This is a genomic window from Streptomyces sp. NPDC001135 (assembly GCF_053598395.1).
In genome coordinates this window covers 177,751-199,688 of record NZ_JBSFKD010000013.1, presented here as the reverse complement: position 1 = coordinate 199,688, position 21,938 = coordinate 177,751, and the positions used below count along the sequence as shown (strand labels likewise).

Below are 21,938 nucleotides of genomic sequence, written 5' to 3'. Positions count from 1 at the left end.
GCACCCGACCGGACCGTTCAGGAAGGCAGCAGCCGCAGAGCGTACAGCGCGGCACCCAGGTCGGCGAGGGCGATCGGGTCGGTGAGTGAGCGGCCCGTCAGCTCCTCGACGCGCCGCAGCCGGTAGCGCACGGTGTTCGGGTGGACGAAGAGCCGCTCGGCGGCCTCGGCGGCCACCCCGCCCGCGCCGAACCAGTGCCCCAGCGTCCGCAGCAGCCGTGCCCGCTCCGCCTCCGGCAGACCGAGGAGCGGGCCCAGGGCGACCTCGACCAGCCGGCCCGCCTCCGCGGGCGCCGCGGCCACCAGCATCGCCAGCGGGCTGTCGTCGAACCGGGCGACCCCCGGCCCGTCGGCGGGCAGTCCGGCCAGCGCCAGCCGGGCGAAACGCAGGGCCTGCGGAGTGTCCCTCAGCGAGTCGAACCGGGGGCTGACCCCGACCCGCGCGCGCCGCCGGCGCAGCGCCCGCAGGCTCACCGTCTCCGCGTCCCGGTGGGCGAGCGAGACCAGCCCGATCTGCTGGTCCGGCAGCAGACGCCACACCGACGGCACCCCGGAGCGGCGCAGCGCCGCCTCGATGCCGGGCAGCGGCTCCTGGCCGGGGTCCGGTACCGCCGCGGCCACGACCGCGTACGGGCCGCGCTCCGGCAGACCGAGCTGCCGGGCCGCCTCCCACGGCGTCGTACGATCCGCGAGGGCGCCCGTGAACAGTGCCTCGGCCAGGGCCGAGCGGCGCGCCTCCCGCTGCAGCGCCAGCTCCGCGCTGGCCTCGCGGTAGGCGGCCGCCACGGCCTCCGCGTACCGGCCGAACAGGGCCCAGATCTCCGAGGAACCGGCCACCAGCTCGGCGTCCGTCACCTCCGGGTGCCGGCGTGCCTCGTCGACCATCTCGGACCAGAGCAGCTCGAAACCGACCCGGTAGGCGTGCAGCGTGTCCGCGAGCGGCACGCCCTGCTCGGCCCGCAGCCGTCCGGTCTGCTGCGCGGCTCCCACGTCGGGTTCGGCGCCGTGGGCGAAACGGCCGAGGAGCAGATCGGCGTTGTCCTCGCAGGACTCCCTGAGCGACGCGAAGGGGATGAGCGAGTCGTCGGCGTACGACTCGACCTCCGCACGGATGCGCTCGGTCATCAGCTCGCCCAGCTCCGGAAGGCGCGCACGTAACGCGGCGACCACATTGTGCAGACTCATACCCGCAGCGTACGGCGGTTCCTTTGTGCTCAGGAACAACTCCGGCAGGGGTGAACTGTGGGCGTCGCCATGGACCCCCGCGATCGTGCGGGCGACCATGCCGTGAGCGTCGGGGACGGGACCCCGCGTCAGCGCCGGGGGCGGGACCCCGTGAGCGCGGCGAGCGCGTGTGTGCGAGGAGGCATCATGGCCAATCTGGCGGAGTTCCTGGTGGAGACGGCACGACAGCGGCCCGGGAGCCCGGCGCTGCGGCTCGGGACGGCGACCACCACCTACGCCGAACTGGACCGGCTGAGCGCCCGGGCCGCCGCGCTGCTGCGCACCGAGGGCCTGCGTACCGGCGACCGGGTCGCGGTGATGCTTCCGAACGTGCCCGAGTTCGTCGTCCTGTACTACGCGGTCCTGCGTGCCGGCGGCATCGTGGTGCCGCTGAATCCGCTGCTGAAGGAGCGCGAGACCGAGTACCACCTGCGGGACTCCGGAGCCGTCCTGCTCTTCGAGTGGCACCAGGCGCCCGGTGAGGGGGCAGCCGGGGCGGACGCCGCCGGCGTACGGCGCCTGGGGGTCGAACCGGCCGCCTTCGCCGCCGAACTGGCGCGCCTGGAGCCGCAGTACGAGGTGACCGCCGCCGCCGGCGACGACATCGCGGTGCTGCTGTACACCTCGGGCACCACCGGCCGGCCCAAGGGCGCGGCGCTCACCCACGCCGGGCTCCGCCACAACACCGAGGTCAACGTCACCGAGGTCCAGCGGCTGACCTCCGACGACGTGATCGTCGGCTGCCTGCCGCTGTTCCACATCTTCGGGCAGACCTGCACCATGAACGTCGCCGTCCGCAGCGGGGCCTCCCTCACACTCGTCCCGCGCTTCGAGCCGCAGACGGTGCTCGACGCCATCGCGCGCGACCGGGCGACCGTGTTCGAGGGCGTCCCCACCATGTACGCGGCGCTCCTCCAGCACCCGGGCGCCGCCGCGGCGGACGTGTCCAGTCTGCGCATGTGCGTCTCGGGCGGCGCGTCCCTGCCGGTGGAGATCCTGCACGGCTTCGAGCGGCAATTCGGCTGCATGGTGCTCGAAGGGTTCGGCATGTCGGAGACCAGCCCGGTCGTCTCCTTCAACCACCCCGACCGCCCGCGCAAGCCCGGCTCCATCGGCACGCCCATCCGCGACGTGGAGGTCCGGCTGCTCGACGACGCCGGGCGGGACGTCGCCCCGGGAGAGGTCGGTGAACTGGCCGTGCGCGGTCCCAACGTGATGAAGGAGTACTGGCACCGTCCCGAGGAGACGGCCGCCGCCGTTCCCGACGGCTGGCTGCGCACCGGCGACCTGGCCCGCCGGGACGAGGACGGCTACCTGTTCATCGTCGACCGGAAGAAGGACCTGATCATCCGCGGCGGCTACAACGTCTATCCGCGCGAGATCGAGGAGGTGCTGCACGAGCATCCCGCCGTCGCCCTCGCCGCGGTGCTCGGGGTGCCGGACGAGCGGCTCGGTGAGGAGGTGGCCGCCGCGGTGGTGCTGCGGCCGGGAGCCCAGGCGGACACCGAGGAGCTGCAGCAGTTCGTGCGGGACCGGGTCGCGGCCTACAAGTACCCGCGCCTGCTGTGGCTGACGGACGCCCTGCCGATGGGCCCGAGCGGCAAGATCCTCAAGCGGGAGATCGCCGTGCCGCTCTCCTCACGAGAACGGTGATGAACAACCTGTTCACAATATTCCGTTGACGCCATGTCGTGTGTGGTCGCACCCTGATGGCATGTCATCGACCGCTGACCACACCGATCCCTTCACCCCTCCGCAGCCGGAGCAGGCCCGTGCCCAGCGGGTGTACACCTCGCTGTTCCGCATCGCCGAGCGGCATGCGGCGACGGACGAGCAACGGCGTCGGCAGACGAATCCGTCGCTCCTCGCGCCGCACGAGGCCGTCAGGCTCGTCACGTTCCTGCTCAGCGGGGCCGCGATGCGCGACGACGACGAGCCGGAGGTGGACCACGCCGACATCACGGCCGCGCTGACCCTCGTCCCGCTGGTGCGGGCGGAGCTGGACGAACTGGAGGCCGCTCTCCTCCAGATGGCTCGGGGCCGGGGCCTGACCTGGCCCGAGATCGCCTTCGGCCTCGGACTCGGCACACCACAGGCCGCCAGGCAGCGCTACGAACGACTGGCCAGCCGCACCGCCACCGACGACGAATCCTCCTGAACGCCGTCCGCGCCGGGATGGCAGCACGAGCCCTGCCGGAAGCGACCGGCCACCTCGAGCCACGTCATGCCGCGGGGCGGCTCCTGCCCGGCCGACCCGCCCTGCCCGCGCGCGGACGTCAGGTCGCCCTGATCGTGGGGAACACCCTCGCGCACCACGACCGGGATGTCGACGAGAGAGCCGAAGTCGGAGAACGGATCGCCGGCGACGATCGCCAAGTCGGCGATCCTGCCCTCCTGCACGGTGCCGAGGTCGGCATCGAGGCCGAAGAGACGGGCCGGCACGGTGGTCGCGCAGTGCAGGGCCTCGGCAGGAGTGAAGCCGTGGGCGTGCAGGGCGCGCAGTGCGAGGTGCAGGGAGAGGCCGACCGGGACCAGGGGGGCATCGGTGCCCAGGGCGATACGGGCGCCGTGCGTCGACAGCCGCCGGTAGTCCGCCATCTCGGTCGCGAGGGCGCGCCGTTGCGCGTCGGTGGGCGCGGTCCGGGCGTGCGCGCGGACGACGGCGACGTCCCAGGGCGGCATGAGGCGCGTCACGCGTGGATCCTCGGCCAGCCGAGGATCGTCGGCGATCAGGATCTGCGCGCTGAACGGCGTGATGATCAGGGCGAAGGAGCCGTCGGCGTACTGCTGCACCAGATCCTGGCCGATACGGCCGAGCGGGGTGACGGCATGCCCGTACTCCAGGCGCTGGGTGGCCTGCAGATGGGTCGTCAGGTCCTGGCCCGCCGCCCGGCCCGGCGCGCACAGATGGCTGCCGCTGGGCACCCCCAGCGCGTGGGCGGCCTCGGCCGCCTCGGCCATGACCTCGCCCGGGGCGCGCACATAGGTCTTGACGAAGTCGACGTCCAGAGCGGTGGCGCGCCGCAGCGTGCGCCGGACGCCGTCCCGGGTGCGGTGGGCGCGGCCCATGCTGTACGCGGTGCGCGAGCCGTCGATCAGTTCGGCGCAGGCCAGCTGCCGCGGCCCGAGCAGTTCCCCCGCACCGGCCGCCTCGCGCAGCCGCACCGCGTCGTAGAGCGGACCGCCGAGACAGGCCGTGGTCGTGATGCCGTACGCGAGCGCGGTGAGGCTCTGACGGGCGCCGTAGGTGGCGGCATAGGGGTGGGTGTGGCTGTCGAACAGGCCGGGGAGGACGGTCCGTTCCGAGGCGTCCAGGGTGCGGTGTCCGGGGCGGCGGGCTCGGTGCGGCTCGACGGCGGTGATCCGCTTGCCGGTGACGAGGATGTCGACGTCGTGCCGTGGCGGCGCGCCAGTGGCGTCCCACAGCTGGCCGGCGTGGATCCGCAGCGGCCCGGCGGAGTCACTCCCGGCGCCCCCCGTGACCAGGGGCAACGGGAGGGTGTGGGCCCGCGCGGTGGGGAGGCAGAGGCGGCGCAGCCGGCCGTCGCAGAGGTAGAGGAGCGTGCCGGAGTCCGCCGACCAGCTGGGATGGTCGGCCGGCTCGTCGGTGAGCCGGCGTGCGGGACCGGCCGGTGCGCCGTCGGCCGTCACGGGCAGCAGCCACAGCGCCGACTCGGCCACCAGCGCCATCCAGCGGCCGTCGGGGGACCACACCGGCCCTGAGGCCACCCTGTCGGACAGCGACTGGTGCTCCGCGGGCAGGTGCCGGCGTTCGGCGCCGGTGCGGGTGTCGATGACGCGGATGAGGTTGTATCCCTCGCGGAACCGCTGGTTGAGCCGGTTGCGGTCGCAGAAGGCCACATACCGGCCGTCGGGCGACCAGGTGGGGGCGCCGGGCGGCCCGTCGGTGGCCAGCGGCTTGGCCACCTGCTGCTCGCCGCCCGTGGCCAGGGTGCGCAGCAGCAGGTTCCCGGTCAGGTCCTGGCAGGCCAGGCGGGAGCCGTCCGGTGACAGGGCGGGATACAGCCGTCCGCCCTCGGTCAACGGCTCGTCGGCGCCGCTGTCCAGATGACGGCGGCGTACGGCTACCAGCCCGTCCCGGTCCGTGCAGTACAGCAGGCTGCGCCCGTCCGGCGCCCACGCCGGCATCTGCACCAGGTGCACGTCGGCCGCCTGGACCAGCTTGCGCGGACTGCCGCCGACCGGCATCAGCCACAGGGCGTTCAGCGCCACGTAGGCCACGCTGCGGCCGTCGGGGGACAGGGCAGGCCGGTGCAGGCCGCGCACCGGGGCCCGCCGCTCCGGCGTGAGCGCACGCCGTGGGCGCCTCCGGGACGGACCGGGCACCGGCACATGGGCGGCGAAGGGCACCTCCCGCACGGAGGAGGAGGCGAGGGAGCGGATACGGATCCGGCCGTCACCGACGTACAGCAGCTCGTCCTCGTTCAGCCAGCACGGCGGGGCGGCCGCCAGGTCCTCGTCCGCCGTGACGACCTCTTCGTCGACCATCAGCAGCGCCGCGTCGGCCGGCAGCCCCGGGGTGCTCGCGCCGGTCAACCGCACATACGCGATCCGCCCCGAGGGCGACACCGACGGGCACAGCAGCCGGCCCCCGGTCACCGTGCGCAGCACCTGGGCCGGTCCGCCCGCCACCGGTACCCGGACCAGCGACAGACCGCCGTCGTTGCCGCCGCCCGGCGTGTGGGCGGCGCGCACGCACACCAGCGACCGCCCGTCCGCCGACCAGGCCGGATCGAAGTCCTCGTAGTCACCGCCGGTGAGCCGGCGCGGCCGGCCGTCGGCCACGTCCAGCACGCACAGCCCGTAGGAGCCTCCCGCCGTGGCGTCACCGCCGCGTTCGGAGGAGAAGGCCAGCCGGGTGCCGTCCGGCGACCAGGCGACACCGCGGTCGTCCCAGGGCCCGTCCGTCACCTGCCGCAGTCCGCCGCCGTCCGGCCGCAGCGTCCACAGATGGAAGCCGCCCCCGCGATACCCGCACACGGCCAGGGTCCTGCCGTCGGGGGACAGGGCGGGACGCGTCGCCTCCAGCTCCCAGCCCGTCACCTGTACGGCCGTTCCGCCGTCCCGGGGCACCCGCCACAGCACCCCCTGCACCTCGGCGACCAGCGCGCCGCCGGCCCGGCCCGCGGTGACCGAACCCCCGGTCGTCCGCGTATAGGTGAGCACGTGTCCGGCACGGTCGGCCTGTGCACCGGACCCGTCCGGCATTGCGTGTGCCGCCGCCGGCCACGGGGAGGCGGCGGTGACCAGCCCTGCCGCCGTCGTCCCGAGAAACCGGCGCCGATCGACGTTGCCGAAGTCCATAGCCTGTCCCCTGTCCTTCCTGCCGTTTCGGTTCAGCCAAGCGGCAGCGGTACGCCCGGCACCAGTACGCGATTCCAGCCACACCGGCCCCTCCCGCACCCAGCGCAACGCCCGGACCGTACGGCGGTCACGCGGGGTCACCCGCAACGGCCCGCCGGGGCCGGTGGGTTCCCAGAGACCGAGGCGGCGGGCCTGTCGAAGTGGGCCGGCAGCCGCTGGGCCTCCAGGGCGACACGGGTGTCGACGGCGTGTTCGACGGTCCGGCCGACGGCGGCCGGGCAGACATCGGGGCGGCGGGAGGAGTCCGGCCCGGCTCCACCGTCACCCGGTCCGGCCGGCCCGACAGCCGGTCTGCTTCCGGTGCGCCCTCGTCGCGCCCTCCTGGGATTCCGGCGGGACGGGGATGCTGGCGGGCATGGGGGCACATGACGACAGCACCATCCCGTCCGCGGGTTACGACGAGCAGTGGCGGCCGCCCGCCGGCGCGCCCCGCTCATGGGAGAACACGGACCGCGCCCAGGCGGCCCTCGACCAAGCCGCCGGCCCGGAACCGCCCAGCCCGCCGCACTGCCCGCACTGCGGGCTCGCCGGTGAGCGGCGCCCCACCTACACGGGGCGGCACGTCCTCCTCGAACCCGGCCTCGTGCTGCCCGCGCACCTGGTTCCCGGAGGGCACCGCTGGCACATCGACAGCAACGGAGTCGCCTGGAACGGCGGCTTCGAGGAGCCCCTGGCCGGCGCCCGGTGCCGCATCCCGCACCACCTGGCGTGTCCGGGGCTCAGCCTGGACGAGATCCGGCCCTGGCGGTGGCTGACCGTGGTCAGGGCGGAGAACGCCCACCGGGCACGGCGGAGAGCGGACGAGGAGGGCGGTCCGACGGCCCTGCCCGATGCCGGCTGAGACCCGTGGGCGGGACGGCGCCGGGAGCCTCCGCCTCACCAGCCCGTCAGCAGCAGGTGGTTGAGGAGCAGGGCCAGTACGGCCTGGGCGGTGAGCCAGGGGCGGGGGTGGGGGAGGAGCGCGCAGGCCGGGAGGAGCCACAGGGCGAAGGGCAGCCAGATGCGTTCCGTCTCGGCCTTGCTCATGCCGGACAGGTCGGCGACCAGCAGGGCGAGCAGCGCGGCGCAGACGAGGAGCGCCAGACGCGCGTCGGCGGCGCGTCGGCGGCCGGCCGGGGGCAGCGGCGCCGCGGCGGGCGGAGGGTGGGACCCGGGGAGGGGCGCCGGGGAACACCGGCGGCCGGTCGTGAGGAGCGGTGCCGAGGAGTGCCGGGAGCGGGTTCCGGGGAGCAGGACCGCTGAACGGCGGAGAACGGTCCCGGGGAGCAGTGCCGCCGTCGTCCTGCGCAGGCCCGCCGCCGTGGCCGGGCCGGTGATGAGGGCCGTGCAGGCGAGGTTGGCCCAGATCCAGTAGCCGTAGGGGCGGGTGCCGCCGACGCCCTGGTAGTAGCGGGTGACGAGGAGGTGGTAGGCGGCCCACCAGTCGAAGCCGGCGAGGGTGAACGCCACGGGGAACACGGCCAGTCCGGCGAGCAGGGACAGCAGGAGGCCGGGGCGTTCGCGGACGCCGGAGCGCGTGAGCGCGAGCACCGCCGCGCCGATCAGTGCGAAGAGCCCGAGGCCGTAGGAGAGGTAGCAGGTCAGTCCGAACAGGAGGCCCGAGGCCGCCGCGCACCCGTGGGACCGCCGCGTCACCGCCAGTGCGAGCAGCGCCAGGGACCAGGCGGCGACGGACGCGAAGTAGCCGTCGGCGGAGGTGCCCTGCCACACGGCTGCCGGGGCGAGCACCAGGAACGGCGCGGCCCGCCGGGCGAGGGCCTCGTCGGCCAGCGCGCGGAGCGCGATCAGCACGGCCACGCATCCCGTCGCACCGACGGTCACGCACCACATCCCGGCCCAGCCACCGCCCCGCAGCCCGATCCGGTCCAGCAGGACGAAGGTGAGCGTGGCGGCCGGCGGATGCCCGGCGACATGCGCGGGCCAGGGGGCAGGGGTGCCGCTGACGATGTGGTGGGTGAAGTCGCGCAGGGTCGCCGGGATGTCGTGGAAGCGGCCGACGACCCGGAGGTACTCCTCGCGGGTGGTCAGCCGCACCGCGACGCCCTGGTGCCAGCCGTCGACCAGGGCCAGGGACAGGATCCAGGCCAGGGCGGCCGTCCAGGCCACCGCGAGGAGCGCCCGCCAGGGCAGACGGGCCGCGACGGCGGGGCCGTACGCGACGGTGGCCGCCGCGACCGCCAGGGCCGCCGGGGTGCCGGGGCCGAGGTGCGGGTCCCACTCGGCGAACACCGGCGGCCAGTGCACGAACAGGGTGTGGCGGGTGTCCTGGATGTGCCGGCCGATCAGGACGGCCGCCGTCACGAGCAGGGCGGCGGCACCGACGGCGTACAGATCGCGGCGGAGAGATCGGGTCACACCGGAACGCTAGGCCGGGACGCCGCCGACCGGGCGCCCGCCAGGCAGGACGTCAGCGTTTCGTCACCGGTCGTGGACCCTTTTCCGGGGGCGCACCGGCCTACGGTCGGGACATGCGCGACCATCCCCGGCTTCCCACGTCCCCCGGTTTCTGGCGCAGCCCGCTGCGCGGCCCCTGGTTCACCTCGGTGCTCGGCCTCGTCCTGCTCGTCGGCATCACCGTGCTGTTCGTGACCGGACTGGTGTCGTACGCCGCCTACAACCCGGGTCTGTCCCGGGTGAACGACATGACCCCGGACAAGGGCGTCCTGGGCTTCTACCTCTTCCCCTGGCCCACCGACCCGGTGTGGCTGTACCGGCTCACCCAGGGCGTCCATGTGACGCTCGGCATCACCCTGATCCCGGTCCTGCTGGCCAAGCTGTGGTCGGTGGTGCCGAGGCTGTTCACCCTGCCTCCGGCCCGCTCGCTCGCGCACGCGCTGGAGCGGCTCTCCCTGGTGCTGCTGGTCGGGGGAGGACTGTTCGAGTTCACCACGGGAGTCCTCAACATCCAGCTGGACTACGTCTTCCCCGGCTCCTTCTACCCGCTGCACTTCTACGGGGCGTGGGTGTTCTTCGCCGCGTTCCTGGCCCACGCCGCGCTCAAGACACCGGCCGCGGTGCGCACCATACGCGGACGACGGCAGGAGCGGAGCGATCCGGCTTCCGCACAGAGCGATCCGGCCTCCGCACAGAGCGACCCGGCGTCCCCGCAGAGTGACCTGGTCTCCCCCCGTCCCGTGGCGCCCACCGTCTCCCGGCGCGGCGCGCTGGGGCTGGTCGGCGGTGGTTCCCTGCTGCTGTTCCTGACCACGGTCGGGCAGAGCCTCGGCGGACCCTTCCGCCGTGCGGCCCTGCTCGCTCCGCACGGCACGGCCGATCCCGGCGGCGGCCCGAACGGCTTCCAGATCAACAAGACCGCCGCCCACGCCGGCATCACGGCGTCCGACACCCACGAGGACGCCTGGCGGCTCGTCGTCACCGGCCGCACCGGAACCGTCCGGCTCAGCCGCGCCCAGCTGCTGCAACTGCCGCTGCACAGCGCGTCGTTGCCCATCGCCTGCGTGGAGGGCTGGTCGACCGCCGACCAGTGGTGGCGCGGGGTGCGGCTGCGCGACCTCGCGGAACTCGTCGGGTACGACGGCGACCCGCCGGACGTGCTCGTGGAGTCCCTGCAACGCCACGGCGCCTTCCGCCGCGCGGCCCTGCGCGCCAACCAGGTGGCGGACGGGCGCTCGCTGCTCGCCCTGTACGTCAACGGCGAGGAACTCTCCCCCGACCACGGCCGCCCCGCGCGGATCATCGTCCCCGCGGCACCCGGTGTGCTCAACACCAAGTGGGTGGCCCGGCTGACCTTCGGAGACCTGTGATGCGCCGTCGCCTCGCCCTGGGCAGTCCCTTCCCACTGCTGCTGCTCGCCTGCTCGTTCGCGCTCGCCGCGTACGCCGGACTCCGGCTGTTCGCGGGTGACTGGTTCGGCGTGGCGCTGTGGATCGTGGGCGCCGCGCTGCTGCACGACCTCGTCCTGCTGCCGCTGTACACGGCGGCCGACCGGGCGGTCACGGGCGCTCTCGGAGCGGCCGGACGGAGCAGCCGGACGCTGTACGTGCGTGTCCCGGCGATGCTGTCCGGGCTGCTCCTGCTGGTCTGGTTTCCGCTGATCAGCGGCATGACGAACCGGCGCTACCGGTCGGCCACCGGCCTCAGCCCGGACGGTTTCCTCATCCGCTGGCTGCTGATCACCGCCGTCCTCTTCGGAGGTTCGGCGCTGCTGCTCGGACTGCGGGTGCGCAGGGCGGCGAAGCACCGGCCGCCGGCGGACCACTGAGCGACGGACCTCCAGCCGGCCCTGCGTGCGTACCGCAGCAGGGCCGGGGTGCCCAGGCGTGCCCAGGGGAACGGCGCACCGACGGCCCGTGAGGCACCGGCGGTGTCGACCACCTGGACCCGGGCGCGCTCGTCGACGTGTCCCGGCAGGGTCTCGGCGATCAGCAGACCGCCCGGGCGGACCAGCGCCGCCACCCGTTCCAGCAGCACGGACGGTTCCCCGCCGATACCGACGTTGCCGTCCATGAGCAGCACGGTGTCCCAGCGGCCCTCGCCGGGCAGCGGCTCGAACACCGAGCGCCGCAGCGCCTGTCCGCCGAGCCGGACGGTGTGGTCGACGGCGGCCTCGCTGACGTCGACGCCGAGCACGGGCCGGCCCCGGGCGGCGAGTTCCGCCACCAGCCGGCCGGGCCCGCAGCCGACGTCCAGGACGGCGCCCTCGCAGCGGTCCAGTACCGCCCGGTCCACGGCGTCCGCGCGGGCGCACCAGCGCTCCACCTCCAGGGGCAGCAGCCAGCCGTCGGCGCGGCGCAGGAACAGCGGTCCGCGGCCGGCGCGCAGCGCGGCCGCGTAGGGGTCGGCGGCCGCCCAGGCGACAGAGCCGCCCATCACCGGGTGACCGGCGTACAGCGGGCCAGCCGCGCGGCGAACCTGCCGTGCGGGGCGAGCGCGGCGACGGCGTGGGCGTCGGCGACGGTGTCGACGTCCCGCAGCCGGGGCAGCTCGCGCACCCGCAACCCGGCGGCCAGCAGCCGTTCCCGCTGCACGGCCCCGGTCTCGGGCGTCGACATGGGCACGCCCCGCAGCAGCGCCGGGGCGGGCTCGGCCAGACCCAGCGCCCAGAAGCCGCCGTCCTCGGCCGGGCCCAGGTACGCGTCGCAGCCCGCGAAGTCCACGCTGAGCAGCTCCGGCGTCACCTGCGGGGTGTCCATGCCGATGAGCAGCGCCGGGCCCGAGCAGCGGGCGAAGGCGTCCGCCAGCCGCTCGTCCAGGCCGCCCGCGCACTGCGGCAGCACCTCGAAGCCGGGCGGCAGCCACGGCCCCGGCGCCCCGTCCAGCACGAGAACCCGGCGGGTCGCGGGCGCCGCGGCGACGGCGTCCAGGGTGTCCGCGAGCGCCGCCTCCGCCAGCTGGGCCGCCTGCCGCGGGGTGAACGGCGGGGTGAGGCGGGTCTTGACCCGGCCCGGCAGCGGCTCCTTGGCGATGACGAGAAGTGTGGTCACCGTACGGCCCTCCCGTCGGCCGCTGCCTCGGCCAGCACCCGGCTCATGTCCCGCACGGCCTGCCAGGTGCCGCGCCAGGTGCCCGTCACCTTGGAGGCGCCGGTGCGCGGCCGGTAGGGCACGTCGTGTTCGGCGATGCGCCAGCCGGCGTCGGCCGCCCGGACGACCATCTGCAGCGGATAGCCGCTGCGCCGGTCGGTGAGGCCGAGGGCGAGCAGTGGCTCGCGGCGGGCGGCGCGCAGCGGCCCCAGGTCGTGCAGGCGCAGCCCGGTACGGCGGCGCAGCATCCGCGCCAGCGCCAGGTTGCCCGCACGGGCGTGCGCGGGCCAGGCACCCCGGCCCTCGGGACGCCGCCGCCCGAGCACCAGGTCGGCGGTGCCCTTCCGGATCTCCCGCACGAACGGCAGGAGCAACGCGGGGTCGAGGGAGGCGTCGCAGTCGCAGAAGCAGACGATGTCGCTCGTGGCGGCGGTCAGCCCGGCGTGGCAGGCGGCGCCGAAGCCGCGCCGCGGCTCGTGCACCACCGTGGCGCCGAGTGCGCGGGCGATGCCGGGGGAGCCGTCGGTGGAACCGTTGTCGACGACGAGGGCGCGCCAGCCCGCCGGGATCCGGCCGAGCACCCAGGGCAGGGCCTCGGCCTCGTCCAGGCAGGGCAGCACCACGTCGACGTCCGTGGAAGTGGTCGTCACGGTTTCACCCTACGAACGTCAATCGGGCATATCGGACTGAAGGTCCTTACGAAACGCGGACACCCGGCCCGCGGCCGGGCGGCGGGCACCGGGCGGTGCGAGGCTGGGGGCATGCAACCGCTGTACGAGTCCCACGAGGCCGAAGTCGCAGGCGAGGCGGCCCGGATCCTGGTCGTGGACGACGACCCGACCGTCGCCGAGGTCGTCGCCGGATATCTGCACCGCGCCGGCTATGCCGTCGACCGCGCCGACGACGGCCCGACCGCCCTCACGCGCGCCGCCGCGCACCGGCCCGACCTGGTGGTGCTCGACCTGATGCTGCCCGGCATGGACGGCCTGGAGGTGTGCCGGCGGATGCGGGAACGCGGTCCCGTGCCGGTCATCATGCTCACCGCCCGCGGCGACGAGGACGACCGCATCCTGGGCCTGGAGGTCGGCGCGGACGACTACGTCACCAAGCCCTTCAGCCCCCGCGAACTGGTCCTGCGCGTGGAGTCGGTACTGCGCCGCAGCCGCCCCGTCACCACCGGCCACCGGCTGGCCGCGGCCGGCCTCTCCGTCGACCCCGACGCCCGCAGGGCCACCAAGAACGGTGCCGAACTCGCCCTCACCCTCCGGGAGTTCGACCTGCTCGCGTTCTTCCTGCGGAACCCCGGCCGGGCCTACAGCCGTGAGGATCTGATGCGTGAGGTCTGGGGCTGGGACTTCGGCGACCTGTCGACCGTCACCGTCCACGTCCGGCGGCTGCGCGGCAAGGTCGAGGACGATCCGGCCCGGCCCCGTCTGATCCAGACGGTGTGGGGCGTGGGCTATCGCTTCGAGCCCGGCGGGGCGGTGCGCTGACCATGCGTGACATCCTCCTCATCGCCCTCTACGCCTTCGCCGGCGCCGTGGCCGCCGGGGCCGCCGGAGCGGGGGCGCTGCGCCTGATCCGGCGCCGCTCGCTGACCGCTTCCCTGGCCGTGGTCGCGGCGGTCGGTGTCGTCGCGATGCTCGCCGGCACGCTCGCCGTCGCCTGGGCGATGTTCCTCTCCTCGCACGACCTGACCGTGGTCACGACCGTCGTCGCGATGGCGGCCGTGGTGTCCCTGGCCACCGCGCTGCTGCTGGGGCGCTGGGTCGTCGCCCGCAGCCGCGAACTCACCGACGCCGCCCGCTCCTTCGGCGACGCCGGTGCCTTCGCCGCCCCGCACGGCCCGGCCACCGCCGAACTGGACGCCCTGGGCCGGGAGCTGGCGGCCACCAGTGCCCGGCTCGCCGAATCGCGGGAACGGGAACGGGCGTTGGAGAAGTCCCGACGCGAGCTGGTCGCCTGGATCTCGCACGACCTGCGCACCCCGCTGGCCGGGCTGCGTGCGATGGCGGAGGCGCTGGAGGACGGCGTGGCCGCCGACCCCGACCGCTACCTCAGGCAGATCCGCACCGAGGTCGAACGGCTCAACGACATGGTCGGCGACCTCTTCGAACTCTCCCGCATCCACGCGGGCACCCTCCCGCTGAGCCCCGCCCGGATCTCCCTGTACGACCTGGTCGGCGACGCGCTGGCGGGAGCCGATCCGCTGGCCCGGGAACACGGGGTGCGGCTGGTGGGCGACCGGGTCGAGCCCGTGCCCGTGGAGGTGGACGGCAAGGAGATGAGCCGCGTGCTGGGGAACCTGCTGGTGAACGCCATCCGCCGGACCCCGGCCGACGGCACGGTCGCGGTCGCCGCGGAACGGGCGCCGGACGGCGTGGTGCTGTCGGTGACGGACGGCTGCGGCGGCATCCCGGAGGAGGACCTGCCCCGCGTCTTCGACACCGGCTGGCGCGGCACCGACGCCCGGACCCCGCCGGCCGGGGCGGGGCTGGGGCTGGCGATCGTACGGGGCATCGTCGAGGCCCATCAGGGCCGGGCGACCGTCCGCAACATCCCGGGGGGCTGCCGCTTCGAGGTGACCCTGCCGACGGCGGAGGCGTGAACGGTCACTTGTCCGGGCGGCAGACGATGTCGGTCGCGGACTCGTTGCGGCAGGTGATCCCGCTCCCGGGGCCGATCATGCGGGAGAGGAGCGGCGCGATGTCCCTCTCGCAGGACAGGCCCGAGCCCTCCCCGTCGTCGTCGGCGCCCGCGTGTTGGCACACCCTGCCGATGACGTCGCTGCTGTTGACCTTCTGGCCGGTCGGCGGCGTGTCCGCGGAGGCCGATGGGGCGAGGAGGCCCAGGCCGAGCACCGGTGCGGTGAGCAGCGCTGCGACCTGGGCGCGAGTCGGCTTCAGGGTCCGTCGCGACATGGCTGTCCTTTCGACTGGTTCATGCGAATGTCCTGCTGCGCACGTCATGCGGAGCAACGCCATGATCGACGGCGACGCCGTCCCACGGGGGCGGACACGCTCAGTGCGTTCGCGTGAACTCCCGCATTCCCTCCGCGAAGCCCACCTCCGGCTTCCATCCGAGTTCCGCGCGCAGCCGGGCCGAGTCCGCCGTGATGTGGCGTACGTCGCCCAGGCGGTACTCGCCGGTGACGACCGGGTCCGGGCCGCCGTGGGCGGCTGACAGGGCGCGGGCCAGGTCGCCGACCGAGTGCGGCTCTCCGCTGCCGGTGTTGTACGCCGTGAGGGTCCCGGGGCGCGGCCCGGCCTCCAGCGCGATGACGTTGGCCGCGGCCACGTCCCGCACGTGGACGAAGTCCCGCAGTTGCCGGCCGTCCTCGAACACCCGCGGAGCGTCGCCGCGTTCGAGGGCCGAGCGGAAGAGGGAGGCGACGCCGGCGTACGGGGTGTCGCGGGGCATCCCGGGGCCGTACACGTTGTGGTAGCGCAACGAGATCGCCGTACCGTCCGTGGCGCGGGCCCAGGCGGCCGCCAGGTGCTCCTGGGCGAGCTTGGTCGCGGCGTAGACGTTGCGCGGGTCGGGCGGGGCGTCCTCGGTGACCAGGCCCGGGGTGAGCGATGCGCCGCACCGCGGGCAGGGCGGTTCGAAGCGGCCCGCCCGCAGGTCGGCCGCGGCCCGGGGCCCTGGGCGTACGACGCCGTGCACGGGGCAGTCGTAGCGGCCCTCCCCGTACACCACCATCGACCCGGCCAGCACCAGCCGCCGTACGCCCGCATCGGCCATCGCGGCGAGCAGGACGGCGGTGCCCAGGTCGTTGCGGGAGACGTACTCGGCCGCGTCCGCGACGCCGTTGCCGAGGCCCACCATGGCCGCCTGGTGACAGACCGCGTCCACGCCGGACAGGGCGCGGGTGACCGCCGCCCGGTCGCGCACGTCGTCGCCCGGATCGGCCCGGACGTCGTACACGAGCGGCTCGTGCCCGCCCGCCCGCAGCGCCTCGACGACATGGGACCCGATGAACCCGGCACCGCCGGTGACCAGTACACGCATACGGCCACGCTAGCCGGGCACGGCGCCGTGACCGGGGGACACGGCCACCGCGTCACGACTCCGTAAGGTTTCAAGAATTCCTGTCAACAACGTTGACTCCGCGGTGCCCCAGCCGCACATTACCTATCGGTAGTACTCAGCGGTAATCCCGTGAACCCCCACTTCGCGGCCCTCGCCGTGCGTGCGCACACGCGCCCACGCCCCGACGGCCGGTACGCCCATCTGCTCTGAGCCGCCGCATTCTCGCGCATCAGCACACGCCCGGGCACCCCCATGCCCGGCTCTGCTCCGTGTCCCCACCCCGAGAAGAGGGAGCCATGTCCCTGCCCGCCCTGCGCCGTGCCCTCGCCGCCACCTCCGCATTCGCCGGTGCGCTGGCCCTCGGCGTCGCCGCCGTCCCCGCCCATGCCGCGACGACCCTGAACTACGCCGCTCTCGGCGACAGTTACAGCGCCGCCTCGGGTGTCCTGCCCGTCGACGCCGGCAACCTCATCTGTCTGCGCTCCACCGCCAACTACCCCCACGTCATCGCCGCCCGCACCGGCGCCCGGCTCACGGACGTCACCTGTGGCGCCGCCCAGACCAAGGACTTCACCCAGTCCCAGTACCCCGGCGTCGCCCCGCAGGCGGACGCGGTCACCGCGGACACCGACCTGGTGACGCTGACGATCGGCGGCAACGACAACAACACCTTCATCGGCGCCATGCTCGCCTGCGGCACCGCGGGCATCCTCAGCGGCGGCCAGGGCAGCCCCTGCAAGGACATCTACGGCAGCTCCTTCGACGACGGCATCGACGCGAACACCTACCCCGCGCTGAAGAGCGCGCTGCGCAGTGTCCGGGCCAAGGCGCCGGGCGCGCGGGTCGCGGTGCTCGGCTACCCGTGGATCACCCCGGCCAAGGCCGACCCGTCCTGCTTCGCCCAACTGCCGGTGGCCTCCGGTGACGTGCCGTACATGCACGCGCTGCAGGCCCATCTCAACGCCGTCGTACGGCGCGCCGCCGAGGAGACCGGGGCCACGTACGTCGACTTCTCGCAGGCGTCCGAGGGCCACGACGCGTGCCAGGCCGTCGGCACCCGGTGGATCGAGCCGCTCCTCTTCGGGCAGAACATCGTCCCGGTGCATCCCAACGCGCTCGGCGAGCAGCGCATGGCCGACCGCACCCTGAGCGTCCTCGGCCTCGGCTGACCGGGGGCCGCCGGCCGAAGGCCGGGCTCGTGCGCCGCGCGGCCGTTCCGCAGCACCGTGCCGGACGGCCGCGCGGTGCTGCGGGATGAACGCCGTGGACTGGGGCGGTGATGGAGGGGGTGCGGTGAAGGCGCGTGGCGGCATGAGGGAAAATAGTTGCCTAGTGAAACTACGGGCACAGGGGAAGGGTCCTTCATGCCGCACCTCACCATCGACTACTCCTCCCACCTGGCCGCAACGTTCGACCCCCGTGCCCTGGTGAAGGAGTTGCACCCGCTCGTGGTCGAGGAATCCGGTACGTCGGGTGTGTGCAAGACGCTGGTCCGTCCGGTGGTGACGTACGTCGGGGACACGACGAGCCAGGAGACCGCCTTCGTGCACGTGGAGATCGGCCTCATGCCCGGCCGCCCCGAGGCGCAGAAGGCGCACCTGTCCGAGAGCGTGCTGGCGCTGCTCGCCAAACACCTGCCGACGGCCGGCGGCGCGGAGGAGCAGACGGTCGTCTCGGTGGAGGTGCGGGACCTGGTCGGCTCCTACCGGCTGTCGCCCTCCGCGCGGTGAGCGTCCGAATTCGTTTGTCCGCCCCTGGGTTCCCGCACTACCTTGCCGCGGTGGATCTCTTCTCGCGCTCCTGGACGGCGTTGCTCACCGCGGTCGCCGCAGTACCGGACGAGGACTTCGAGCGGCCGTCCGGCTGCACCGGCTGGCTGGTACGGGACCTGGTGTGCCACCTGGTCATCGACGCCCAGGACGTCCTGATCACCCTGGCCACGCCCGCCGACACCGAACCGACCGCGGACGCGGCCACCTACTGGAAGCTGGTCGAGCCCCCGACCGGCGAGGATCCGCTCGATGCGCTGATCCCCCGGCTGGCCGCCGCGTACGGCGAACCGCGGTTGCTGAAGTTCCACCTGGACGACGTCGGTTCCGCGGCGGGCCGCGCCGCCCGACTCGCCGATCCGGCCCTCCGTGTCCGTACCCGCGACGAGGTGCTGACCGTCGGCGACTACCTGTCCGCGTACGTGGTCGAGTGGACCCTGCACCATCTCGACCTGATCGCCCGGCTGCCGTCGGCCGCCGGGCCGCCGGCCGAAACCCTCGCGTCGGCGCGCGCGTCGCTGGAGAGAATCGCCGGGGCCTCGTTCCCCGCCTCGTTCTCCGACAAGGACGCGCTGCTCCTCGGGACCGGACGCCGGACGCCGACGGGCGCGGAGCAGACCGCGTTGGGTGGCCTCGCCGCCCAACTCCCGTTCGTCCTCGGCTGAACGGCCCGTCCGGGCACCCGGGGGCCATTGTGAGATGATCTCTTTATCCGGCCATTATCATGTGGCTTCAAGACAACCATTCGAACGGCCCGTTACCCAGGCGCCGTTCGGGGTCGCCGATGCCAGGGACCGCTCCCCGGGCTGCGGTGATCTTCCTGTCCAGGAGGACCTTCCGCATGTTCCGACGTATTGGCAACACCGTCGTCCGACATCCCGTGTGGACGATCGTGGCATGGCTGATCGCCGCGGTGGCGATCGTCGCCACTGCTCCGAGTCTGCCCTCGAACAGTGACGAGAGCAGCTTCCTACCCAAGAGTTACGAATCCATCAAAGCGGCGGACCTCCAGCAGAAGGCATTCCCCAGTGCCTTCACGCCGTCCGCCATCGCGCTGTACCAGCGCACCGACGGCGGCAGGCTGACCGCCGCCGACAAGCAGGACATCGCCCGGATCACCACCGAGCTGGGCAAGAAGCACATCGACCAGGTGCAGAAGGTCGTCCCCGGCCCGCCGTCGAAGGACGGCAGGTATGCCATGACCCTGGTCCAGATGGACAGCAAGAACGCCGGCCAGCCCAAACAGGCGGACGCGGCCAAGGTGTTGCGTGACGACGTCAAGACGCTCGCCAAGGGCACGCATCTCGACGCCAAGCTCGGCGGCTCCGCCGCGCAGGCCCTCGACCAGCAGGACTCCTCGAAACGCGGAGACGCGCTGATCGGCATCGGCACCTTCGTGATCATCCTGGTGACCCTGTTGATCATCTTCCGGGCGCCCATCCTGGCCGTACTGCCCCTGGTGCTGATCGGACTGGTGTCGGTCGTCGCCAACGGCCTGATCGCGTACGCCACGAAGCTGTTCGACCTGCAGGCCAACAGCTCGATCTCGTCGATCCTCATCGTCGTGCTGTTCGGCGTGGGCACGGACTACTTCCTGTTCCTGATGTTCCGTTACCGCGAACGGCTGCGCGCCGGCGACGAGTCCAAGCAGGCCATGATCAACGCGGTCGACCGGGTCGGCGAGGCCATCGCCTCCGCCGCCGGTGCCGTCATCATCGCCTTCCTCGCGCTGGTGCTGTCCACGCTGGGCTTCCTCAAGCAGATGGGCCCGGCGCTCGCCATCGCGGTCGGCGCCACCCTGGTCGCGGGCCTCACCCTGATCCCGGCCGTGGTCTCGCTCATCGGACCGAAGATCTTCTGGCCCTCCAAGTCCTGGCAGAAGGAGCCGGAGAACGCCCGGTTCGCCGCACTCGGGCGGGGTGTGCAGCGCCGCCCGGCGCTCACTGCCGCGGTGTCCGGTCTCATCCTGGTCGCGCTGTCCCTCGGCATCTTCAGCTACAACGCCACGTTCGACCTGGCGTCGGGCTCCATGCCGAAGACCAAGGAGTCCATGGTCGTCCAGGACCAGATGCAGAAGGCGTACTCGGCGGGCGCCGCGGCACCCACCGACGTCTACCTGTCCAGCACCGACGGAAAGCCGCTGGACAAGGCGGGCTTCGACGCGTACGCGCAGAAGCTCGGGGCTGTGGACGGTGTCGCCGCCGCCCGGATGACCCAGCTCAACAAGGACGGCACCACCGCCGACTTCACCGTCACGCTCAAGTACGAGGCGTCGACGGACAAGGCGATCGAGGCCGTGGGCCGGGTCCGCGACGTCGCCCACTCCGACGCCCCTGACGGCACAGAGGCGGTCGTCGGCGGCATGTCCTCGATCTACAAGGACATCAACGCCGCGGTCAACCACGACTACCGGACCGTCTTCCCGGTGGCCGCCGTGCTCATCATGGTCATCCTGGGCCTGCTGCTGCGCAGCGTGGTCGCCCCCTGGTACCTCATGGCCTCGGTGGGTCTCGGCTTCGGCGCCACCCTCGGCGCCACCGTGTGGATCTTCCAGAAGGGGCAGGGGCACTCGGGGCTGATGTTCATGCTCCCGGTGATCATGTATCTGTTCGTGGTCGCCATCGGCACCGACTACAACATCCTCATGATCGCCCGGCTTCGCGAGGAGGCCCGCGAGGGCCGCGAACCGCGCGAGGCGGCCGGTATGGCGCTGCGGCACGCCGGGCCGACCGTCGCCGCCGCCGGTTTCATCCTGGCGGCGACCTTCGCCACGATGATGCTCGCGGGCAACTCGCTGCTCACGGAGATGGGGTTCGCGGTGTCCTTCGGCATCGCCGTCGCCGCCTTCGTGATGGCGATGTTCTTCACCCCGAGCCTCACCGCGCTCATCGGCCACGCCGCGTGGTGGCCGGGGCACGGCGACCGGGCCGAGGTGACGGTGGCCGGACCTGGAGCCCAGGGTTCCGTACCGGCACCCGGCAGCGACCGGGACACCGTGACCCACGACACGGCGGGACGCCGTAACTAGGGGATTTCGTTCGGATCAGCCCGGGTCCGCGGCGCCCGGCACGGCACCTCGCCGCGTTGTCGGATCACCCGCGTACGCCCAGTACGCGGGTGATCCTCCGCCTTGCGACGCACCACACCGGACGCCGCGGCCTGATCCGACCCGATCCGAACGAAAGCCCCTAGCGGCACCCAGCGCGACACGGGGTCCTGCCCGGACGTGACCGTCCGGCAGGACCCTGCCGCCGGGCCGCGAGACGAGCGGCCCGGCGGGCACACGCGCACCGGCGGTGGGTCAGGCCGTCGTCCTGACGGCCGCCACCACCATCGCCCCCGCACGGGGTACGCGGCTCACCGTCGGGATCGAGGGTGGGCCGCACCTCCCCGGAGCCCGGCGAGGTGGCCCTTGAGGGTGAACCCCGGGGCGGTCACGTCCTGGGTGAGCACCGTGGCCCCCGACTCGATCAGCCGGCGAGCCGCCATGTGGTCTCCGGGACGGTTGACCGACTCGACCGCCCGGAGCCGCTCTTTGTGGAAGAGGAGCACCGAGAACGCGTCCGGGTCGTTCCCGAGGACCACCTCGCTGTCGTACTTCTCGGCAAGTCCCGCTATCTGCAGGGACGTTGAGAACTGATCGCTCCAGAACCAGGGTGATTCCCGGTAGGTGCGGGGCGTCCCGGTCAGCCGCTCGGCGACCAGGCGGGCATGGCCGACGGCGTTCTGCACCGATTCCAGCCGGCGCCGGTTTCCGGAGCGCACCTGGGGGAACGCCGCGCAGTCACCGATGGCCGAGACGTGCGGATCTCCGGTCAGCAGGTGGGCGTCGACGGCGATGCCGTCGTGCACCGGGAGACCCGCCGCGGCGGCGAGTTCCGTGCGCGGGACGGCCCCGACGCCGATCAGTACGAGGTCCGCGGGCAGCCGACGGCCGTCGGCCGGTTCCACCGCGGCGACGTGTCCCCGGCCGTCGCCGTGCAGGACCGTGACGCTCCGGCCGAGCAGCAACCGCGTGCCCCGCTGCCGGTGCAACCGCGCGAAGT

19 protein-coding genes and 1 pseudogene are annotated in these 21,938 nt (G+C 73.4%); 10 read left to right on the top strand and 10 right to left on the bottom strand.

Annotated features, from left to right (window positions below):
* Nucleotides 1-17: 17 nt before the first annotated feature.
* Entirely contained in the window at nt 18-1,184 is a 1,167-nt protein-coding gene (locus ACWC94_RS18505; RefSeq protein WP_450797672.1) for a PucR family transcriptional regulator, read from the bottom strand.
* Between the two features lie 186 nt (nt 1,185-1,370).
* Between ACWC94_RS18505 and ACWC94_RS18500 the strand changes: the two genes are divergently transcribed.
* Together ACWC94_RS18500 and ACWC94_RS18495 are read left to right on the top strand one after the other, a co-directional pair.
* Nucleotides 1,371-2,876 (top strand): long-chain-fatty-acid--CoA ligase, encoded by a 1,506-nt coding sequence (locus ACWC94_RS18500; protein WP_450797671.1) that lies wholly within the window; start codon nt 1,371-1,373, stop codon nt 2,874-2,876.
* Between the two features lie 61 nt (nt 2,877-2,937).
* The gene (locus ACWC94_RS18495; protein WP_450797670.1) at nt 2,938-3,381 is read left to right on the top strand and encodes a DNA-binding protein; all 444 of its coding nucleotides are present in this window, start codon (nt 2,938-2,940) and stop codon (nt 3,379-3,381) included.
* On the opposite strand, the gene ACWC94_RS18490 is transcribed toward ACWC94_RS18495, so the two are convergent.
* A complete protein-coding gene (locus ACWC94_RS18490) occupies nt 3,333-6,548 on the bottom strand; it encodes an amidohydrolase family protein (RefSeq protein ID WP_450797669.1) in 3,216 nt (1,071 codons plus the stop codon). The genes ACWC94_RS18495 and ACWC94_RS18490 overlap by 49 nt on opposite strands.
* A gap of 415 nt (nt 6,549-6,963) precedes the next feature.
* Here ACWC94_RS18490 and ACWC94_RS18485 point away from each other — a divergent pair, with 415 nt between their 5' ends.
* Nucleotides 6,964-7,449 (top strand): DUF6083 domain-containing protein, encoded by a 486-nt coding sequence (locus ACWC94_RS18485; protein WP_450797668.1) that lies wholly within the window; start codon nt 6,964-6,966, stop codon nt 7,447-7,449.
* A gap of 35 nt (nt 7,450-7,484) precedes the next feature.
* Here the strand turns inward: ACWC94_RS18485 and ACWC94_RS18480 are convergent, their stop codons facing one another.
* Nucleotides 7,485-8,963, bottom strand: coding sequence for a hypothetical protein (locus ACWC94_RS18480; protein WP_450797667.1), 1,479 nt, complete (start codon nt 8,961-8,963; stop codon nt 7,485-7,487).
* 113 nt (nt 8,964-9,076) lie between these two features.
* Between ACWC94_RS18480 and ACWC94_RS18475 the strand changes: the two genes are divergently transcribed.
* Nucleotides 9,077-10,372 (top strand): molybdopterin-dependent oxidoreductase, encoded by a 1,296-nt coding sequence (locus ACWC94_RS18475; protein ID WP_450797666.1) that lies wholly within the window; start codon nt 9,077-9,079, stop codon nt 10,370-10,372.
* 313 nt (nt 10,373-10,685) lie between these two features.
* On the opposite strand, the gene ACWC94_RS18470 is transcribed toward ACWC94_RS18475, so the two are convergent.
* The 3 genes from ACWC94_RS18470 to ACWC94_RS18460 are packed head-to-tail and all read right to left on the bottom strand — an operon-like array spanning nt 10,686 to nt 12,741.
* Complete coding sequence (locus ACWC94_RS18470) at nt 10,686-11,438, bottom strand: class I SAM-dependent methyltransferase (RefSeq protein WP_450797665.1); 753 nt, start codon at nt 11,436-11,438, stop codon at nt 10,686-10,688.
* Nucleotides 11,438-12,052, bottom strand: a complete 615-nt coding sequence (locus ACWC94_RS18465) for a TIGR04282 family arsenosugar biosynthesis glycosyltransferase (RefSeq protein WP_450797664.1) — start codon at nt 12,050-12,052, stop codon at nt 11,438-11,440. The genes ACWC94_RS18470 and ACWC94_RS18465 overlap by 1 nt, the downstream gene beginning before the upstream one ends.
* Nucleotides 12,049-12,741, bottom strand: coding sequence for a glycosyltransferase family 2 protein (locus ACWC94_RS18460; RefSeq protein ID WP_450797663.1), 693 nt, complete (start codon nt 12,739-12,741; stop codon nt 12,049-12,051). Before ACWC94_RS18460 ends, ACWC94_RS18465 begins: the two co-directional genes overlap by 4 nt.
* Before the next feature lie 111 nt (nt 12,742-12,852).
* Here ACWC94_RS18460 and ACWC94_RS18455 point away from each other — a divergent pair, with 111 nt between their 5' ends.
* Both ACWC94_RS18455 and ACWC94_RS18450 read left to right on the top strand, forming a co-directional pair.
* A complete protein-coding gene (locus ACWC94_RS18455) occupies nt 12,853-13,584 on the top strand; it encodes a response regulator transcription factor (protein ID WP_450797661.1) in 732 nt (243 codons plus the stop codon).
* Between the two features lie 2 nt (nt 13,585-13,586).
* The gene (locus tag ACWC94_RS18450; RefSeq protein WP_450797660.1) at nt 13,587-14,699 is read left to right on the top strand and encodes a sensor histidine kinase; all 1,113 of its coding nucleotides are present in this window, start codon (nt 13,587-13,589) and stop codon (nt 14,697-14,699) included.
* A gap of 4 nt (nt 14,700-14,703) precedes the next feature.
* Here ACWC94_RS18450 and ACWC94_RS18445 read toward each other — a convergent pair whose 3' ends face one another.
* Together ACWC94_RS18445 and ACWC94_RS18440 are read right to left on the bottom strand one after the other, a co-directional pair.
* Nucleotides 14,704-15,012, bottom strand: a complete 309-nt coding sequence (locus ACWC94_RS18445; RefSeq protein WP_450797659.1) for a hypothetical protein — start codon at nt 15,010-15,012, stop codon at nt 14,704-14,706.
* A gap of 100 nt (nt 15,013-15,112) precedes the next feature.
* Nucleotides 15,113-16,102, bottom strand: a complete 990-nt coding sequence (locus ACWC94_RS18440) for an NAD-dependent epimerase/dehydratase family protein (RefSeq protein WP_450797657.1) — start codon at nt 16,100-16,102, stop codon at nt 15,113-15,115.
* Nucleotides 16,103-16,419: 317 nt separating this feature from the next.
* Here ACWC94_RS18440 and ACWC94_RS18435 point away from each other — a divergent pair, with 317 nt between their 5' ends.
* The 4 genes from ACWC94_RS18435 to ACWC94_RS18420 all read left to right on the top strand — a co-directional run bounded on the left by ACWC94_RS18435 (nt 16,420) and on the right by ACWC94_RS18420 (nt 20,920).
* On the top strand, nt 16,420-17,292 hold the full coding sequence (locus ACWC94_RS18435; RefSeq protein ID WP_450797656.1) for an SGNH/GDSL hydrolase family protein: 873 nt from the start codon (nt 16,420-16,422) through the stop codon (nt 17,290-17,292).
* Nucleotides 17,293-17,487: 195 nt separating this feature from the next.
* On the top strand, nt 17,488-17,853 hold the full coding sequence (locus ACWC94_RS18430) for a 5-carboxymethyl-2-hydroxymuconate Delta-isomerase (RefSeq protein WP_450797655.1): 366 nt from the start codon (nt 17,488-17,490) through the stop codon (nt 17,851-17,853).
* 50 nt (nt 17,854-17,903) lie between these two features.
* The gene (locus tag ACWC94_RS18425; RefSeq protein ID WP_450797654.1) at nt 17,904-18,557 is read left to right on the top strand and encodes a maleylpyruvate isomerase N-terminal domain-containing protein; all 654 of its coding nucleotides are present in this window, start codon (nt 17,904-17,906) and stop codon (nt 18,555-18,557) included.
* 176 nt (nt 18,558-18,733) lie between these two features.
* Complete coding sequence (locus ACWC94_RS18420) at nt 18,734-20,920, top strand: MMPL family transporter (RefSeq protein ID WP_450797653.1); 2,187 nt, start codon at nt 18,734-18,736, stop codon at nt 20,918-20,920.
* Nucleotides 20,921-21,249: 329 nt separating this feature from the next.
* On the opposite strand, the gene ACWC94_RS18415 is transcribed toward ACWC94_RS18420, so the two are convergent.
* Together ACWC94_RS18415 and ACWC94_RS18410 are read right to left on the bottom strand one after the other, a co-directional pair.
* The gene (locus ACWC94_RS18415; protein ID WP_450797684.1) at nt 21,250-21,624 is read right to left on the bottom strand and encodes an oxidoreductase C-terminal domain-containing protein; all 375 of its coding nucleotides are present in this window, start codon (nt 21,622-21,624) and stop codon (nt 21,250-21,252) included.
* A pseudogene (locus ACWC94_RS18410) lies at nt 21,613-21,933 on the bottom strand (FAD-dependent oxidoreductase); the annotation flags it as partial. The pseudogene ACWC94_RS18410 and the gene ACWC94_RS18415, both read right to left, overlap by 12 nt.
* Nucleotides 21,934-21,938: the final 5 nt, after the last annotated feature.